We start from the raw sequence: 18,023 nt of genomic DNA, 5'->3' as shown, positions 1-18,023 counted from the left end.
CCATTGTAGTTCTCGCTCCCTCACGGGAGGCGACGCTTCGCCACTTTTCCTACAGTTATGGGCTTACGGAAGCTTACCAGGTTGCACACGCTGCTCACCCTTATCCTGCCCCTTGATTATCTGCCTGCAGGATGTTATTGATCTGTTACCTGCCTGCTTGGCAGGTTAGCAAACTGCACACACTAAGGAGACTTTCTTGACGCTGGATAAGACCTCATGCACGGGCATCCTCACGTTTAGCCCTGTCACTTGCTGACTGGTCGCTTACAGGAGGATATACCTCCACCCAGTCGGGCATTACGGGTACACTCGCCGTACCAGGTATATAAGTTCAAAAAAACTATAAAAAGCCATCGACTTTCATCCTCCACCTTCCGGAAGTGGACTTCCCGCTGATAAAGTTAAAAAAAAGATTCGGGTTAGGTTAGTTGAGCCCATTCCATGAATTCCAAAAGATTTTCAAATATAACGTCTGCATTTGCTTCTTCCATTTGTCTTCTGGTCGTGCTTCCTGTTAAGACGCCTATAGCAAGCATTCCTGCCTTTTTAGCGGCCATCATATCATAAATAGCATCGCCAATTACAAAACAATCATCTGGTGAGATATCTAATCTTTGAGCTATTGTTAAGAAGGTTTCAGGGTTCGGTTTTCCAACTTCTATGTCCTCACCTGCAATAATAATGTCAAACTCAAGACCAAATTCTTTGATTGCAACCTCTACATTCTTTTTACTTGAACTTGTTCCAAGAGCACATTTTATAGCCTTTTCTTTTGCAATACGTAATACCTTTTTGGTTCCCGGAAGTAATTTCACACGATTAAAAGATTGTCTATAAAGACGTTGCTTTGTTTCAACTAAAATATCAATATTTTCCCCACAAAGAGGAAATAGGGCCGTAATAATATCTCTTGATTTTTTTCCAAAATGCTCAAAAATCTTTTCGTCATTAAGCTGTATTCCAAATTCACTCATAGCCAATTCCTTATAAGCATGTAAATGAGCTGGAATACTATCAATCAAAGTACCATCAAGATCAAAAATAATTGCTTTTGGATAATTTTCTAGCATATCTTTACTCACTGTCTGCCGTCCTCCGTAATGACGTGAGAATGGAAGATAAATTGATTTATTTTTTCGATTACAAAGTCTACCGACCTTTTTTTTAAAGATACAAATTAAAATGATAAAAAGCAATTATAATATGCTTGCATATTATACTATTGTTAATCATTGGATATGTTAGGAAGGAGTCATAAGACAATGGCTTCGCTTGAAGAATTTCGTTTTGGAAGATTAGAAGAAAAGCCAAGTTCTTTTCACGAGATTAGTGTAGTTTTTAAGAAATATGAAATTCGTGTTGAAGATTATGTCTCTCCTGAAGGTCGTCTCTCATCTCTTGATTCTTTTGTGAGACATACAAGCAATTTAGAGGATATTTTAAGTGAAGTTTATTCGAGTGAAGATACACGTCCTCCTCGTGCCGTTTTTAAGTTCAAAATCCCGCCGCAACCAATTTTTTTGTTACGAGGCAAAGTTTTAGAGCTTTGCGTCGACTGGGAAAGAAGATTCGAAGAATTTAGGGCTTTCAATCCCTTTTGCATACCCGCTGACAGAGTTCGGCAATTAACAAAAATTGAAGATTTACCTCAACTTGCGAATTTTGTTGAAAATCCTGAAGAATTTCCTTTAGATCCGTTATTACTTGTAACTCCAAAAGGATGGCTGCGCATCAAAGACCAAATTGTTGAAGTTTTTAATACACATCATCATCCTAACTTGTTAAAAGAATGGATTGAAGAAGTGATCGAGAGGGGACGCGTGCTCTCAGAAGTAGAATTGCTTGCATTGTTTGAAAAGCATGATAAATTGATGACACGCAAAACTATAGACTTGTTAAAACATTTCAAAATCTTAAAATAAACAGATTAATCCTTGACAGTATTATTCTCTTCTTCCAAGGTCTCTCTTCTTTGAACATAATAATTCGATAAATTTTGTGCCTTCACAAATGCTAAAGCATCCTCTAGCGTTTTAAATTTTTTAGGGGAGTATTCTGTTGAATTTACATCTATTGTTCCAGCATAAGAAACGTAATAATTCCAATGTGTCTCATTTTCTTCAGCTTTATTCTTTTCACTAACTAAGCGATAGTTTCCTGTGACCATATCTCTTGTTATTACTCCTTTTTCTTCCAAATTTTTAAATGCTACATCCAAATAAGCAGTTTTAATCTTTTGAGAGAATAAAGAGCCATGTTGTGCGGCATCTATAATTTTGTGATTCCCAGAGCTTATTTGATCTATTATCCATGCTTCATACATATTTATTCTATCAGAATAGGTCTTTCTTTTCTCTTTGCGTTCATTCCGCAATTCTTCATTTCTATTTTTACCAGTTGTTTCTCTACGAATTATCTTATATTTGCTGATATCAAGATGTTTTATTGTTGTGTTGAACCCCGAGCTTTTTAATGCCTCTTGGATACATTTTTCACAGTTAAGAGAGACGTTTATCCCCGTTTCTTCTATGGAGTGACATTTATTGCATTTTTCTAACCTAACTAAAAAGAACATTTTAGGTTTAGTGAGGTCTTCTTCTTTAGTACTGGTTTCTACCTGTTTTTCCTGTAATTCTAATGATGCCACCATTGCTCAGTCAGCCCAATTATAGATTCATTAGTTTAACGATTGAAATTCGATATCTATCTATACGTATTTATTTAAAGACAACGCGATTTCTTCAGCTCCACGCTAGTGCCTGGAGGCCTTCTCTAAAATCAAAACAAAAATAGAAATGAGATGCAGACAAGCAATCTTACACTGATCAGGCACGTTTTTGCATAAAACACTTTTAAAGCGCATTTCTTACTATTATTGAGAAGTCATCTGCTTTTAGGCTTGCCCCACCAACAAGACCGCCGTCTATGTTCTCTTTTGAGAATAGGGCTTTTGAGTTTGCTGGTTTCACACTGCCTCCATAGAGTATTGTTGTATTCCCTGCTACTTCTGCATCATACATTTCTGTTAATAGTTTTCTTACGAATGCATGGACTTCCTCAGCCTGTTCTGGCGTGGCAGTTTTTCCTGTGCCGATGGCCCAAACCGGCTCGTAGCCAATTATAACGTTTGCCATTATCTCTTCTTTTGTAATTCCTTCTAAGCCACCTTTTATATGATCTTCTACAACATTTTCTGTATTTCCACGTTCCCTATCTTCCAATTTTTCTCCTACGCAAAAGATGGCTTTCAAGTCATGTGCCAAAGCTGATTTAATCTTTTTGTTTATTAGTTCATTTGTTTCTCCAAAGTATGCTCTTCTTTCGCTGTGTCCTAAAATTACATACTCTACTCCAAGGTTTTTTAGCATGATGGGTGAGATTTCACCTGTAAATGCCCCCTTTTCTTCCCAGTGCATGTTTTGAGCTGCAATTTTAACTTTACCTGCAACTTTTACTACGTCTGATAAGGCGGTAAATGGTGGTGCAATTATAACTTCAACCCCTTTAACATCAGCAATTAGTTCGTTTAATTTGGAAACTATTTCTACTGCTTCTGAATTGGTTTTGTTCATTTTCCAGTTTCCTGCTGCAATCATCTTTCTCATTAACTATATTCCTCCAAATGTTAATCGTGAGTCGTTACTATCACTTACTATTAATCTTTTAGTATACAATTCATAATTTCTATCATTTCTCCAGTCAGCCAGATTTTTATTGGCATGATACTTGAATGAACACGCAATTAACTCCTCTCATTTTAATTCTAAAACCATCAGCCAAAAAGATTAACCTTACATTATTTATAAAACTGTGGAATTATTTATGAAACTCCACGTTTTATGATAATCATCAGTCTTTCCGTGAGAGGAAAGACCAGCCCTAAGGTTATCAGGTTGTGTGCTCGTCAACGAGTTTAAGATATGCTTCATCAATACTGTTTTTCGCAATATTTCCGCAGTCTTGAAGGAGGTTATCCCGCTGTGCTTGAAGAGGTCATGGGTCATCGACCATCTATGGTAAGGACTACTCTTTTTCACACGGGGTTCTATGAACTCCCCGACGTGTGAGAGCACCCAATCATAGATGTCTGGAAATGCTTCCTTGAAACTCATGCCTCTTCGAGCTATTACATAACTTGCGAAGTGATGGACTGTCAAATTATGTAATCTTGAGTACTTGTATTTCCCGATGATAGAGGTGTATCCCGGAAATACTCTTCGAAGGGACACACCGCGTTTTTTACACTTTCGTTCCAGCAGTTTTAAGGCGGTGGTCTTCATATTGGTTAATTTTCGATTGCGTTTAGTATTATAGGAAAATTCTTGATCGAATTTTAAGTCCTCAACCACAATGCCTTTGCCTTTATTGATGCAATAATTGACGACTTTATCCATTTTGTAAGAGACGTAATCATTACGTTTATCTTTTCTATAGGTATGAAGGTTGCCAAACGAGATGGTGTGATAGGAGAGTAACTTACCATGTGTATCCACATTGGTTAGCGCCGCAAAATTATAGTTAAAATCTAATCCGATTGCACCATGTTCGTAACCGTAGCGTGGTGCAGGTTCTGGGGTCTCGTAGGACACATGGACAAAGTAGCGTAATTTTCCCTTAAAGAATTTCCTTTTCACGGTTACAGTATATTTGTTGGAATTAAGAACTCGCTGAAACCACTTTTCCTGCACAAAGTTTACAGAAATGGGAATGACGAGCCATTTGCGTCCCTTTTTCTTGGAAACGGTGCGTATCTTTACTGTTTTATCTGGTTGTATTTTGATATTCCAATTTTTTGTACCTTTAGCTTTCACTCCTACACAATTGAAAGAAGAATCCCGTCGTATCCTGAACTCTTCCCTACTTATATTGCCGCGCAGTCTCTGCCTAAATAGTTTCTTAGTGCCGAATACCACAGGTTCGAGTTGTAATTTTTTTGCTTAGCCATTATTGAGGATCTGCGAGCGTATAATCCTTTTAATCGTCTGTCATGTGTATCCTGTTCCTTTATTTCATTGATTTTCTTGTTTATGACTTTTAACTGCTGTATCATGCGTTTTTGTCTTTTTTTCAGCCAGGTCTTTTGTTGCTCCAGTTTTACATTGTTATCAATCAGGATGGTGTTGACATAAGGATTATTATGACACAGACCCATCAAACGCTGCTGTATAGTATTGTATTCACAGAAGCGTTCTGCCATGTATTCCTCACCTTGAAACAGCAGGTTATAGCCAATGCGTTTCACGCGGTTAAAAATTGTAAAAATCTCATGGAGTTTGCGTTCTTGTGTCTCATCTGGGTACATTCTGAATTTGACGGTCTGAATCATCGTGATCGACTTCTTCTACTATATATTACATTTCATTAATAAACTCCACAATTTTAATGACTATATTGCACCTTATCTCGCAAGGCATCAAGTTCAAACACGATAAAATCGATATGGTACATAATCTAATCATCCCTTCTTTCAAACATCTAATTATATACTAATAGATGATATTTTATGAACAAAAAATAATTTATAATAGAAAATAAAAACCAAGTTCTAGGTTTCTTAAAAAAGGAGGTTTCAATTTGAAAGTTACGATTTCAAACATCAAAGCAGATATCGGATCCGCTCCAGGTCATGTTGTGACATACGAAGGAAATATGCAGATGGCTGAACAAGAACTAGCTAAGGCACAAGACCAAGGCTTGATAATTGATTTCCGCGTGTATAATGCCGGGGACGATACTGAACTCTTAATGACACACACTAAAGGCGTAGATTCCCCCGAAATCCATGAACTCGCGTGGGATATATTTATAAAACTAGCTGAAAACGCTAAGGCTTTAGGGCTTTATGGTGCTGGACAAGATCTTCTGGCAGATGCCTTTTCTGGAAATATTAAAGGTCAAGGTCCTGGAGTCGCTGAAATGGAAATTGATGAAAGACCTGCTGAGCCTATCCTTGTATTCGCTGCTGACAAAACTGAACCAGGTGCATTTAATTACCCAATCTATCGCATGTTTGCAGATCCATTTTGCACTGCTGGACTTGTTATTGATCCCAAACTACATCCAGGGTTCAAATTCTATGTTGTAGATGTTATTGCGCATAAGGCTGTTACGATGAGTTGCCCTGAAGAAATGTACGATTTGCTAGCATTGATCGGCGCGGTAAGCAGATTTCCTATAAAATATGTGTATTCCAAGAATCCCGATTTGGGCATTGCTGCAGCTATTTCAACCGAAAAATTGGCACTCATAGCAGGTAAATACATCGGAAAAGATGACCCATGTGCAATAGTCAGATCTCAGAGCGGATTTCCTGCTGTTGGAGAAGTAATCGAAGCTTTTTCACTTGGTCATCTCGTAGCGGGATGGATGCGTGGGTCGCATAGGGGCCCGATGTTGCCAGTGGCGCTAAAGGACAGTCGATGCACAAGATTTGATGGTCCGCCACGAGTGGTCGGATTAGGTTTTCAGATCAAAAATGGTAAACTTATTGGACCAGTGGATCTATTTGACGACGTTGCCTTCGACTACACTAGACAAAAATGTATGGAAATCACTGATTATATGAGACGTCATGGCCCATTTGAACCGGAAAGACTTCCACTAGAGGAGATGGAATACACCACCTTGCCATCAGTTCTGAAACAATTGGAAGGTCGACTTGAAGACTACGAATAAACCCCCTCACATTTTTTTATTTTTTTAATGAAATATTGAATCAATAGAAACTTCTTCTTTTGTTAAATAGAAGAGGAGTTGAACTCCTACCTGTAGCATCCTCTTCGAAAATCCTAAGTGAAATTGCAATTTTTTGAAAAAAATGATAAAGTTGAATATTGGAGAGATTGGATTAGGGGCGCGTTAACTAAAAAATATCCCGACAAAATACCAGAATGATATCGGTATTTAAAAGACATTATGGAATTGGTTTAGTGAGGGGCCATGTATAAAGCGGCAATTAATTTATGTCACGAATGTGGGAGGAAAGATCGGATACCCTTCTCCAAGGAAGAAGTAGAGGAGGCTATAATCTACGGTGGGGGATTAGTAGTCAAGACTATTGATCACGATGACCATGTGGTAATCGTTCATATCGATACCTATGGCGTTGTGCGTCGTCAGGTTGCGTTTGACAAAGTTGAGCCGATAGCGGTTGTAACGCTATGATAGTGATAGATTTTCTTTCTTCAATCTTTAAAATCAAACATCCAAGGGTGAAGCTGAAGTAGTTGATGGGCTATAGAAGAGGGAGGAAACACACCGACTTCAGTAATGAGTCCATCAATATATCTTCGAGGTACCGTCTCGAACGCTGGATTTTCTATATATAAACCAGCAGGCGCATCTTTCCAAATTTCATCAGGATTTCGTTTCTCGATCTTTTCTAGGAAACCTAAGGATGTTTCTGGGCTAAATTTGTATGTATCTGCAGCGCAATACATTGGCACGTCTCTTTCGTCCGCAGCTAACGCAAATAATCGTGTCCCAATCTTGTTTATTATTGTTCCTTCTGAAGTGATTGCGTCAGCACCAATAAGTGCTAAATCTACCTCAAGATGTTTCATCATGTATCTCATTGCCGAATCAACTACAAATGTTACCTTTATACCTGCCTCCACCAGTTCTTTTGCTGTACGATGTCCTTGAAGACGTGGTCGTGTCTCTGTACAGATTACATGTATATCTTTTCCTTGTTCATTTGCTTTCTTTAATATGCCAGTTACTGTTGAGGAGTGACAATGAGTCATTATTTGCATACCACTTAGGATTTTACGAGCCCCTATCTCATGGATTTTTAAGATAGCATCCTCAAAATATTTGAGGATTTTATCACATGTTTTTACTGCAATCTCTTTTGTAGCACCTATACCACCTTTTGCCTCCTTTGTTTCATATAATACATATCGAATACTGTTCCTCATCGCAGGTTCAGTTGGTCTTGTGTCAAACAGAATATCTTTTGCTTGTAAAAGTTCTTTGAGTAATAAATCAGGCTCTGTAGCTGAAGAATTAAGAATTACATCCTTCATTGAACGGATAGCAGTTTTAGCTACATTTCTTGCGCCTTGAATCTCTAAATCTTTGATTTTCTTGGCGACTTGTATCAAATCTTCCATAGTATTCCCTCAATGTGTATTCTTCATAAATAATATATTACTACTTTGTCAAAGATGAAATAGTTCTTGCATTTGAAGGTGAGAAAAATGCCTGAAAAAATTGAGTGGTACCTTGAATTTGTAGATTATGATTATAGACCATCTAAGACAGATTTAATTGTCACTTTTTATGTAGAACCTGCTAAAGGGATGTCATTTGAGGAAGTGGCCGGGCGTGTTGCCTCCGAAAGCAGTGTCGGAACATGGACTACGCTTGCTGAACTGCCGTATAGAATAAAATCCCTAAAGGCTAAAATGTACGAGCGGGATGGGAATATAATAAAGATTGCTTATCCTCTCGACTTATGGGAGCCAAATAATGTGCCTCAGTTGCTATCTGGAATTGCTGGCAACATTTTCGGAATGAAAGCTGTCAAGAATCTCAGATTAATAGATTATGAACCTCCTGAGGAATATGTAAGAAATTTCAAAGGTCCGCAGTATGGTATTCAAGGAATTCGGAAGTTGTTAAAGGTCGATGAAAGACCAATTTTGGCTACAGTCCCTAAACCAAAGATCGGTTTCTCAGCGGAAGAACAAGCTCAAGTTGCATATGAGATCTGGACTGGCGGTATCGATCTTCTAAAAGATGATGAAAATCTTTCATCCTTACCCTTCAACAAATTTGAGAAGAGAGTCGAATACGCTCAAAAAATGAGAGAGAAAGTGGAAGCAGAAATTGGTGAACGAAGAAGCTATCTAATAAATATCACTGCAGAAACGGAAGAAATGAAAAAAAGAGCGCGATTTGTTGCTGATTTGAACTGGGAGTATGTAATGATTGACATAGTTACGACAGGCTGGGCTGCTTTACAGACCTTGCGAGAGGTTTGTGAAGATTTAAAACTGGCAATACACGCCCATAGAGCAATGCATGCTACATTTACAAGAAATCCTCAACATGGTATCTCAATGTTTGCTTTGGCAAAAACTGCGCGATTAATCGGTGTTGATCAAATTCACACGGGCACTGTTGTTGGAAAATTAGAGGGACCTGAAGAGGAAGTTACGAAAATTAATGAATTTCTCAGAAATGACTGGTATCATATAAAACAAACTTTCCCCGTGTCCTCTGGAGGACTGCATCCAGGTCTTCTGCCAGAGATTTTAAAAAGATTCGGATCCAATTTGGTTATTCAAGTAGGGGGCGGAGTTTTGGGACATCCAATGGGCGCACAAGCTGGTGCAAAAGCTGTTAGACAAGCCATAGATGCACATTTAGAGAATATGTCGTTAGATGAGATGGCGGCAAAAAATATAGAACTAAAAGCAGCATTAGATAAATGGGGCTACTTGCACCCAAAATAATGTTAAATCTTTGAGGGGGGTTATGCCCCTCTATGGGCTTAAAATACCTCTTCTACAGCGTATTCTCCATCTTCATTAATAAATAACTTAATCTGCGCATGACAAGCGGGACATTTTATGACCTGGCCTGTCTTTGGATTGCAACCATACACCAATGTCCAACCGCATCTAGGACAATAGAATGCGACGTTTAGCTTTTCAGTACGAATCTTTGTAAGTTTGTTCTCGATAGCCCTCATATGCCCCATTTCATCTTTTCTGAAAGTCAGCAGCATTTTTCGGGCATCTTCGTCTTCGATCTCTAATCCGTAATCCTTGTAAATTTGCACAGCACGCCTTTCGAATTCCAAATCGTCTTTCAGTAACTCTTTAATATTTTTAAACATAAGCCGACCTCCTAATCCTCAATATCGTATTTCTCTTTTAGTTCTTCAATTTTTTCTGTCAATTCTGCATAATGCCGTTCTTCGCTTCTTTTAAAGCCCTCTAACATAGAGTTGATCTCAGGGTTCTCGATCTTCGATATATGGTCTGTATAACGCTCTACAGCCTCTTTCTCTAATTGTTGAACCTCTCGTAAGAGTCTTAACGCTTTATCTATATCCATATCATAATCCTCCAAAGTAAAGGAATATATCAAGAGTATTACTCCCTGTCAAAATAAAGTTAATGGTAAATGCAGATTAATTAACTAAACTTATTAAAAAGAGCCTTTGGACTCTTGAGTGAAAGAAGCCGAAAGACATGTAGCAGAGAGAAACTTGACTGATAGGAAAGCTAAGAATATATGTTAGACAAAAACCAGCCAATCAAGATATTTCTCAAGTTTGCCTTTAACAGTATCAAAGAATGCTCTTTGTATCTTTTCGGTCATTGGACCCCTTTTTCCAGATCCAATAACTCTCTTATCGATTTCCCGGATAGGAGTAACCTCAACAGCTGTGCCTGTAAAGAAGGCTTCATCTGCTAAGAATAAATCTTCTCGGACGATATTTTGCTGCGAAACTACCTCAAATCCTAAATCTTTGCTTATTTGCATGACGGCATCTGCAGTAATGCCCCTCAATGCACCTGCAGAAGGGGGTGGAGTCATAACTTTATTATCTTTGACGATAAAGAGATTTGCACCAGGTCCTTCTGAAACATATCCATTAGAATTTAATAAAATCGCGTCATCATATCCACATTCAATTGCCTCACGCTTAGCAAAGAATGAATTTAGATAATTCGCTGCCGCTTTAGCTAATGGTGGTGCCATTCTTGAATCAATTCTTACCCACGAGGACATTTTACACCTAACGCCTTTTTTAAGAGCTTCTTCCCCTAAATACGTCCCAAATGGAAAACATGCCATTGCGATATCTATGGGGTTATTTAATGCCTTTATCCCTATCTCACCATAGCCATAAAATGCACAAGGTCGAATGTAAGCTTCATTTAATTTGTTAATCTTCAATAACTGTTTTGCAATACCTATGAACTCATCAACAGAATACTCGATATCCATAAGGCAAAGTTTTGCACTGTTTAAAAATCGCTGGAAATGCTCTTTAGCCCGAAATATTGCTGGACCTTTGTCGGTGTTATAGCATCTAATCCCTTCAAAGATGCCTGTGCCGTAATGCAGCGCATGTGTTAAAACGTGAACTTTAGCATCATCCCAGTCAACAAAGTGTCCATTCATCCAGATTTTTTCGGTTTTCTCCAAAATTATCACCAATTTGATTTGCGAGTAAAAGTCTTTTCACTAAGAAATGAATTATATCGATTTTTCGAAATATTTAAGAGTGGTGGGCGGGATGAGATTTTCAGAAAGAGCGATTTTCTCGGTTCTTTCCTTCGAACTCACGACTTCTGGACCCCTAAAGCAGTTTTAGGGATACTCCGCGTCGTAAGCGCGGCGTCATAACCATCTAGACCACCCGCCCATAAGAAGGGTATAATGGATATAGTTTCACTAAATATATAATTCCCTTAAAGAATGTTCTTGCATACTGGATAGAACAAGGTTTTTTAAAGCAATATATTTTGCATATAACTCTATCGATCTAAATAGAAAATGCTCACTTAATCTTTATCTCGTATGTGATTGGATGAGAAACATGAAGATTGCGGATCGTAGGCTTTTCTCTCTCATATGTGGTGCAATCATCATTACGCTAAGTGTATATTATACAGTACCAATAGCTCAAACAAGTGTTCTTTTTGTTGGAATGGCAGACTATCAAAGCAATGCATGGAATATAAATGGAGAGTACATTAAACCGCAGGATCTTCCCGAATTTGCATCCGCATTATTGGAATATTATGACATAATTGTGATTGAAGACGATGCGTTAATAGAGTTGCATAAAAGTCAAACCCAGGCTTTAAGGGATTATGCTAAGGGTGGCGGTGATGTCTATATTATCGGTAATACACATACAGATTTTGGTAATAATATTGACTTAATTCAACTGGAGGATATCCTTAAACACGCTGGAGGAATAGGCCTACCTAGATTCCTTCTTTTCGATATTTACTACGGAATAATCCCTGTAATTTTTGGTAGTATCCTTATAGGATATGGGACGACCTACTTGAGGCACAGTTTAAGGCACAAAAAGTCCCTATGGCCACTCTATGGTATTCTTTGCTTGTTTATATTCTACAGGCTTATCACAAATTTGTATTATCTTCAAATTGGACCACTCACACGAACAGAAGATCCAACAATGCATATTTTGCTCACAGAATTGTTGATATATAAGTCAAATGTAGCTAACTTTGCGCCAATCGTAAATGAAACTCCTTTGTCATATCCCATCGGGTTTCATGCTTTGTGCGCACTACTAAGTATAATATTAGGGGTCAGTGCATTCACCGTAGTTATTAATAGCGGAGCAGTACTATCTGCAATGCTTCCACTAATGATGTATATTTTAGGAAAGGAATTTGGTGAATATACAGGTCTATTGACTGCGTATTTTACGGCAATTCTTCCGTGGATCTTTACTATTTTTGCATTTGGAATGTATTCGAACATTCTGGGTTACATTTTTTATGCAGTCATGTTTTACTCTCTTTTCAGAGCAATTGATCAGAAATCGATACGACATATTATAATAGCAGGAGTGTTTTTTGGTAGCGTAGTTCTGGTACATCTTATCTTATCGATGTCTATTATAATTATCTTAAGTGTTTATGTTCTCGTGTTAATACTACAAAAAAAGTCAATAAAATGCAGAGAACTTCATGCTATAGCGCTTATGATACTTATAGCGATCCCAATATCTCTTCTTTGGACTAGCAGAGGACTCATTGTACTTATTAATAATGTATTAGAGGGGTATTGGCGAGTATCTGGAGTTACTAACAGAGGATTCGTCTTCTTACGGTTTGATCTTGCATTTTTCTTACAAAATCTTTCTAATTATTTGAAAATTATGGGAGTGCTAACGTTTGTATTGTTGAACGGCATTTTTATAAGTTTTAAACGAAGATCGACAAAAGATCTTCTACTATTGAGTTGGATAATACCTCTGTTCATATTAACAAGTTGCTTTGGGTTTCCTTATTTCCATTTTTACAGAGGATTCGTTCTAGCGATTTGTGTAGTTGGAGGATACGGCTTTAGAAACCTCCCAAATACTCTCAAGTTTATACAAAGAAAAGTGGGTGGCCTTCAGTTTCTAAAAGTGGATGAAAGGATTTTGGTACAATTGACAATAATTTTTGTACTTATTGTGAGCCTTTATCATTCAACTATACAATTTCATGTTGAAAGCAAAGAGATGTACTTGGATGAAGCACATATCTTAAGTCATCCTACTGATGCAACAATCCGGGCAGCTATTTGGCTCTCTAATTACGATTCAAGATGGTGTCGTATCATAGTAGCAGGAAGTTATGACAATCCTTGGATTGCTGTTTATTCACATAAACTGCCTATGCTTCCACTAATCAGCGACATAGAATCTCAAAGAGGAATATCTCAACATATTAGTGACAGAAACACTATTTTAAGCAACCTACATACATTTGATACACTGACACTTTTGAAAAAATATGATATTGGTTACTTTGTCATTTCAGATCATTATGAGGGTACTTATACTCGTTATAACAGTTCACCCTTTCTAAAATTAATTTACGAAAAAGATGAAGTGCGTATTTACGCTGTAACTGACTAAAGATTGCTATAAGGATCCGAAAAAGGTCTATTCATGAAATATTGAGTATACAATTATCAACCAAAAAATCAGTGAATTGGCAGGACAACGAATTCGCAGAGGGATTAAACTGCATGCGAAATAAAGATAGAGCAAAAAACATGCGAAAATTCTATGAACTCATCGCAAGGGCTGACGCTAAAGAAAAAAAACGAGTAAAATCTCAGTCAATTGAGTGGCTATGGAATAAATTACGAAAAAATTCTTTAAAATTATTGGAAATAGAAGACGGAAATTTAATCTTGGATATAGGCAGCGGAAAATCGCCGCTTTTATCAGTCTTACCGAAGTTTTCGAATATTCAGCTTGTTTGTATGGATTTAGCTCTTACGCATCTTCAAAGAATGATACCTATAGTAGAAAATAATAGAAACAAAGCTAGTTTAATAGTTGCCGATGCACAAAATCTTCCATTCAAAGAGAATATCTTTGATAGAATTCTTCTATCTGAAGTAATTGAACATCTGCCACATCCTGAAAGTGCAATTTGGGAAATTAAACGAATTTTAAAAGGAAAAGCTGTGATAACAACACCAAACGGTCAAAATATGATCTCAAGTATTATGTCAGCTTTTTCTTCTTTATTTAGATTTCTTAGACTCCAAAAAAATGTAAAAATAATGTCCTCAAGATGTCGAGAAAGAGAACTTAGCAAGGCAGAAAAATATCTTGTTCAAGAAGGTCATATACATCACACCAAAATCTTTTCGATTTCAGAACTTACATCTCTCTTAAAATTAGCCGATTTACAAATAAACAACATTGAAGGGAGCGCACTCGATGTCTACCCGCTTGCAGGTTTGCTTGACAAACATCCATTTATCTTCAAGATATACAAACTACTAGATGCAATCGTTGATAAAACCTATTTTAGACGTTATACGTGGAGTATAGTGCTGGAATGTGACGCAAAACATTAAACTCTTAATTTAAAAGGAAGTTAATTCTGTGAGCACTCTTAAAAAGGAGATAAAGGACGCATATGACACGATTGCTTATGATTATGAAAGAGTTCGAAAGAAACCATGGCATGTAGTTCAAGAATTTTTTAAAATCGCCAATCTTCTCGAAAAACAAGGATGCAAATTACTTGATGTAGGATGTGGTAATGGAAGGCATGTATTTTGGTTGAATGAAGAAGGCTTTTACACTTATGGAATTGATATTTCAAGGAATTTAATTCAAATTGCTAACGCAAAAACTACTCCACACATGAAAAGAAAACCAGATTTCATAGTTAGCGATTCGGCGTACCTTCCATTCAAAAATTCAGCCTTTGACATTGTTTTGCTTGTCGCTGTACTTCATCATCTCCCCTCGCATGGTGAGCGCCAGAAGACCCTTGAAGAAACTGATCGTGTCTTAAAGGAAGAAGGAAAGGTTATTCTTACTGTCTGGAGATTATGGCAGAGAAGGTTTCTAAAGTATGCTATAAAGGAGTTTTTAAAGCGAATATTTGGTAAAGGACAAAAAGAATTTGGGGATATCTATAGGAGATGGAGAACAAGTGACAAACGATATGAAGTATATAGATTTTATCATCTGTTTCGCTTCAAAGAACTTAAGGAACTCATCAAAATGACGCAATTGAAGATTGTTCAGCTTGAAAAATTGGGAGGAAAAGGTGGGAAAGAAAACTTCTTTGCTTATCTTGAAAAATGAAGGTAGAACAGATTTCAATGGAAGTTTAAATCAGCACTTAACTCTCAATCATCCGCATACTGCGTCTTACAAATGCCTTTTCATCATAAAGATTTTTGCATTGAATGAATCAACAAAATATTTGATTTTTATCAGTTCTACCTATTCATCATCGCTTCTCGCATCAGGATACCGTCGTCTCTTCATTCAACATTAATATGCGAACTAAAACTTATTATCTTTTTGTTAATCTATTACGATTACTACATTAAGTAATCTCTGAAGCAACCTATCCCTCCTTTGAAAGAACACTTAACTTCAGATATTTCCAGTTCAAATATGCAAGCAGGGATCAAAGTTATAAACCCCTAATCTTGTGAAATTGATAACTGGGTTATTTCTCATATCGATTTTATTAATCTGAACTCAATGCCTTGCACGATAAAGTGCAATGACCTCATTAAATTTTGTTGGAGTTTTAATAATGAAATGTAGTAAAAGATATGTAGAAGTCGATCACGATGATTCAGACCGTCAAATTCAGGATTTATCCAGATGAGTCACATGAACATCAGCTCCATGAGATCTTTACCATCTATAACCGTGTTAAACGAATCGGCTATAACCTTCTGTTTTATGGTGAGGGTTACATGTCACAACGATTCGGTGAAGGTAAAACAATACAACAATGTTTGATGGATCAGTGTCATAACAACCCCTATGCCAATACCATCCTTATTGATAACAGGATGAAACTGAAACAACAGAAGTCCTGGTTGAAAAAACGACAGAAACGCATGATACAGCAGTTAAAAGTCATTAACAAGAAAATTAATGAAATAAAGGAACAGGATACACATGACAGACGGTTAAAAGGATTATACGCCCGCAGATCCTCAATAATGGCTAAACAAAAAAATTTACACCTCGAAACCGTAGTATTCGGCACTAAGAAACTATTTAGGCAGAGAGTACGGGGTATCATAAGTAGAGACGAGTTCAGGATACGACGGGATTCTTCTTTCAGTTGCATCGGAAAGAAACAACAAGGATTGCAAAACCTGAACATCAAGGTATTACCCGATAAAACCGTCAAGATACGCACCTTTTCTAAACAAAAGGAACGCAAATGGCTGGTCATCCCTACATCCATAAATTCTGAGCAGGGAAAGTGGTTTCAACAAATTCTAAATACAAATAAATACACCGTGACCGTGAAAAGGAAACTCTCTAAGGGTAAAGTACACTACTTTCTTCATGTGTCTTATAATATCCCAGAACCAACAATAGTTTGTGATTACGAACATGGCGCAATCGGATTAGATTTTAACTATAATTTTGCGTCTTTAACTAATGTGGATCAACACGGTAATTTACTCTCCTACCATAGCATCTCGTTTGGGAATCTTCATACCTATAGAAAAGATAAGCGTAATGATTATATCTCCTATAAGATGGATAAAATCGTTAATTACTGCGTTAATAAAGGCAAAGGCATCGTGGTTGAGGACTTACAATTCGATCAAGAATTTTCCTATAATAAGAAACTTAACCGAAAATTAAGCAATTTGAAGACCACCGCCTTACAACTGCTGGAATGGAAGTGTAAAAAGCGCGGTGTGTCCTTTCGAAGAGTATTTCCAGGATACACCTCTATCATCGGGAAATACAAGTATTCACGATTACATAATTTGTCAGTCCATCACCTTGCAAGTTATGTAATAGCTCGAAGAGGCTTGGGATTCAAGGAAGCATTTCCAGACATCTACGATTGGGTGCTCTCACATGTCGGGGAGTACATAGAACCCCGTGTGAAAAAGAGTAGTCCTTACCGTATATGGTCGATGATCCATGATCTCTTCAAGCATGGTGGGATAAAATCCTTCAAGACTGCCGAGATATTGCGAAAAACAGTATTGATGACTCATGTGTTGAACTCGGTGACGAGCACACGGCCTGATAACCTTAGGGCTGGTCTTACCTCTCACGGAAAGATTGATGATTATTATAAAACGTGGAATTTTATCAACCATTTCATTGTTCTATAAACAATCGTAAGGTTATCTTTGTTATTTAAATTCTTAACAAGTAAAATATCTTCAGTTCACTAGATCAAAAAATCAAATTTCAAATCTTAGAAGTGCGGCGATATTGCCAAGTGAATGAAGTGTCTTCCCAGAGTCATGAAGTGAACTGATAATCACGATTTCCCCTCTTGCTTTTTCGATTTGATGTAAGAGATCTTCAAGTTTTTTCCTTTTTTCCATATCAAATTCCCTTAATAACTCGTCGAGTACAAGCACAGTTTCTATTGCACCATATTCTGCTGCTTTTTTAACATCATCAAAACCATAGGACACATTTCGCTTCTCCTTACCTAATCTGGCAAGGAGTTCCTCCAGGAGCCTATTTTCAATTGTTATTTGATAATCTTCCAGAATCCTAGAAGCTGCACCTCTTTTAATGACTTCTTGAACTCCGTTAGGGCCTCCATTGCTTACATTTTCTATAATCACGTTTTTTACCAGCTCTGGAAATTTATTTTTAAAATATTTAAGAAAAGAGTCCTTAGTAAAACCAGGACCAGCGATTATCAATGTTTCAATATCTGAGTTCATATGTTCTTTAATGGTATTAGCAACGTCACCAAAAAACTTTAGAAGAGATTGTTCGTATTGCTAGCACTTGCTTTTCTTGTAATACTATGGTG

At 37.2% G+C, this 18,023-nt stretch carries 17 protein-coding genes, 1 tRNA gene and 1 pseudogene; 8 read left to right on the top strand and 11 right to left on the bottom strand.

Annotated elements, in window-relative coordinates; genetic code table 11:
* Positions 1 to 419: 419 nt before the first annotated feature.
* Positions 420 to 1,082 (bottom strand): HAD family phosphatase, encoded by a 663-nt coding sequence (locus tag QVB70_RS04995; protein ID WP_287583999.1) that lies wholly within the window; start codon positions 1,080 to 1,082, stop codon positions 420 to 422.
* 180 nt (positions 1,083 to 1,262) lie between these two features.
* Between QVB70_RS04995 and QVB70_RS04990 the strand changes: the two genes are divergently transcribed.
* A complete protein-coding gene (locus QVB70_RS04990; RefSeq protein WP_287583998.1) occupies positions 1,263 to 1,922 on the top strand; it encodes a hypothetical protein in 660 nt (219 codons plus the stop codon).
* Positions 1,923 to 1,927: 5 nt separating this feature from the next.
* Here the strand turns inward: QVB70_RS04990 and QVB70_RS04985 are convergent, their stop codons facing one another.
* From QVB70_RS04985 to QVB70_RS04970, 4 genes are all read right to left on the bottom strand, one after another.
* Entirely contained in the window at positions 1,928 to 2,650 is a 723-nt protein-coding gene (locus tag QVB70_RS04985) for a hypothetical protein (RefSeq protein WP_287583996.1), read from the bottom strand.
* Between the two features lie 202 nt (positions 2,651 to 2,852).
* On the bottom strand, positions 2,853 to 3,605 hold the full coding sequence (gene tpiA / locus QVB70_RS04980) for a triose-phosphate isomerase (RefSeq protein ID WP_287583994.1): 753 nt from the start codon (positions 3,603 to 3,605) through the stop codon (positions 2,853 to 2,855).
* Between the two features lie 195 nt (positions 3,606 to 3,800).
* Positions 3,801 to 4,811, bottom strand: coding sequence for an IS200/IS605 family accessory protein TnpB-related protein (locus QVB70_RS04975; RefSeq protein WP_287583992.1), 1,011 nt, complete (start codon positions 4,809 to 4,811; stop codon positions 3,801 to 3,803).
* Positions 4,812 to 4,861: 50 nt separating this feature from the next.
* Complete coding sequence (locus tag QVB70_RS04970; RefSeq protein ID WP_287583991.1) at positions 4,862 to 5,326, bottom strand: hypothetical protein; 465 nt, start codon at positions 5,324 to 5,326, stop codon at positions 4,862 to 4,864.
* A 248-nt stretch (positions 5,327 to 5,574) separates the two neighbouring features.
* Here QVB70_RS04970 and fbp point away from each other — a divergent pair, with 248 nt between their 5' ends.
* Positions 5,575 to 6,675 carry a fructose-1,6-bisphosphate aldolase/phosphatase gene (gene fbp / locus QVB70_RS04965; protein ID WP_287583988.1) on the top strand — a complete coding sequence of 367 codons (1,101 nt, stop codon included), beginning with the start codon at positions 5,575 to 5,577 and terminating at the stop codon, positions 6,673 to 6,675.
* 264 nt (positions 6,676 to 6,939) lie between these two features.
* Positions 6,940 to 7,164 (top strand): hypothetical protein, encoded by a 225-nt coding sequence (locus QVB70_RS04960; protein ID WP_287583986.1) that lies wholly within the window; start codon positions 6,940 to 6,942, stop codon positions 7,162 to 7,164.
* A gap of 20 nt (positions 7,165 to 7,184) precedes the next feature.
* On the opposite strand, the gene QVB70_RS04955 is transcribed toward QVB70_RS04960, so the two are convergent.
* Positions 7,185 to 8,114: an S-methyl-5-thioribose-1-phosphate isomerase gene (locus QVB70_RS04955; protein WP_287583984.1), complete on the bottom strand. Its 930-nt coding sequence runs from the start codon at positions 8,112 to 8,114 to the stop codon at positions 7,185 to 7,187.
* Between the two features lie 87 nt (positions 8,115 to 8,201).
* On the opposite strand from QVB70_RS04955, the gene rbcL reads away from it, so the two are divergent.
* Entirely contained in the window at positions 8,202 to 9,461 is a 1,260-nt protein-coding gene (gene rbcL / locus QVB70_RS04950) for a type III ribulose-bisphosphate carboxylase (protein ID WP_287583982.1), read from the top strand.
* A 38-nt stretch (positions 9,462 to 9,499) separates the two neighbouring features.
* Here rbcL and QVB70_RS04945 read toward each other — a convergent pair whose 3' ends face one another.
* The 4 genes from QVB70_RS04945 to QVB70_RS04930 form a co-directional block, all read right to left on the bottom strand.
* Positions 9,500 to 9,847, bottom strand: coding sequence for a hypothetical protein (locus QVB70_RS04945; RefSeq protein WP_287583980.1), 348 nt, complete (start codon positions 9,845 to 9,847; stop codon positions 9,500 to 9,502).
* Between the two features lie 11 nt (positions 9,848 to 9,858).
* Positions 9,859 to 10,068, bottom strand: coding sequence for a hypothetical protein (locus QVB70_RS04940; protein WP_287583978.1), 210 nt, complete (start codon positions 10,066 to 10,068; stop codon positions 9,859 to 9,861).
* 183 nt (positions 10,069 to 10,251) lie between these two features.
* A complete protein-coding gene (locus QVB70_RS04935) occupies positions 10,252 to 11,178 on the bottom strand; it encodes a branched-chain amino acid transaminase (protein WP_342766544.1) in 927 nt (308 codons plus the stop codon).
* A 71-nt stretch (positions 11,179 to 11,249) separates the two neighbouring features.
* Positions 11,250 to 11,389: transfer RNA gene (locus QVB70_RS04930), tRNA-Val, on the bottom strand.
* Positions 11,390 to 11,563: 174 nt separating this feature from the next.
* Here QVB70_RS04930 and QVB70_RS04925 point away from each other — a divergent pair.
* From QVB70_RS04925 to QVB70_RS04910, 4 genes are all read left to right on the top strand, one after another.
* The gene (locus QVB70_RS04925) at positions 11,564 to 13,633 is read left to right on the top strand and encodes a DUF6541 family protein (RefSeq protein ID WP_287583974.1); all 2,070 of its coding nucleotides are present in this window, start codon (positions 11,564 to 11,566) and stop codon (positions 13,631 to 13,633) included.
* Positions 13,634 to 13,746: 113 nt separating this feature from the next.
* Positions 13,747 to 14,592 (top strand): class I SAM-dependent methyltransferase, encoded by an 846-nt coding sequence (locus tag QVB70_RS04920; RefSeq protein WP_287583972.1) that lies wholly within the window; start codon positions 13,747 to 13,749, stop codon positions 14,590 to 14,592.
* A 28-nt stretch (positions 14,593 to 14,620) separates the two neighbouring features.
* On the top strand, positions 14,621 to 15,334 hold the full coding sequence (locus QVB70_RS04915; protein WP_287583970.1) for a class I SAM-dependent methyltransferase: 714 nt from the start codon (positions 14,621 to 14,623) through the stop codon (positions 15,332 to 15,334).
* A 500-nt stretch (positions 15,335 to 15,834) separates the two neighbouring features.
* On the top strand, positions 15,835 to 17,361 hold the full coding sequence (locus QVB70_RS04910) for an IS200/IS605 family accessory protein TnpB-related protein (RefSeq protein ID WP_287583968.1): 1,527 nt from the start codon (positions 15,835 to 15,837) through the stop codon (positions 17,359 to 17,361).
* A gap of 72 nt (positions 17,362 to 17,433) precedes the next feature.
* On the opposite strand, the pseudogene QVB70_RS18445 reads toward QVB70_RS04910, so the two are convergent.
* Positions 17,434 to 17,970, bottom strand: a pseudogene (locus QVB70_RS18445) (mRNA surveillance protein Pelota); the annotation flags it as partial.
* Positions 17,971 to 18,023 lie beyond the last annotated feature (53 nt).

Origin of the sequence: Candidatus Borrarchaeum sp. (assembly GCF_019058535.1) — an archaeon.
Taxonomy (GTDB): Archaea; Asgardarchaeota; Sifarchaeia; order Borrarchaeales; family Borrarchaeaceae; genus Borrarchaeum; species Borrarchaeum weybense.
This window is presented reverse-complemented; position numbering and strand designations above follow the sequence as displayed.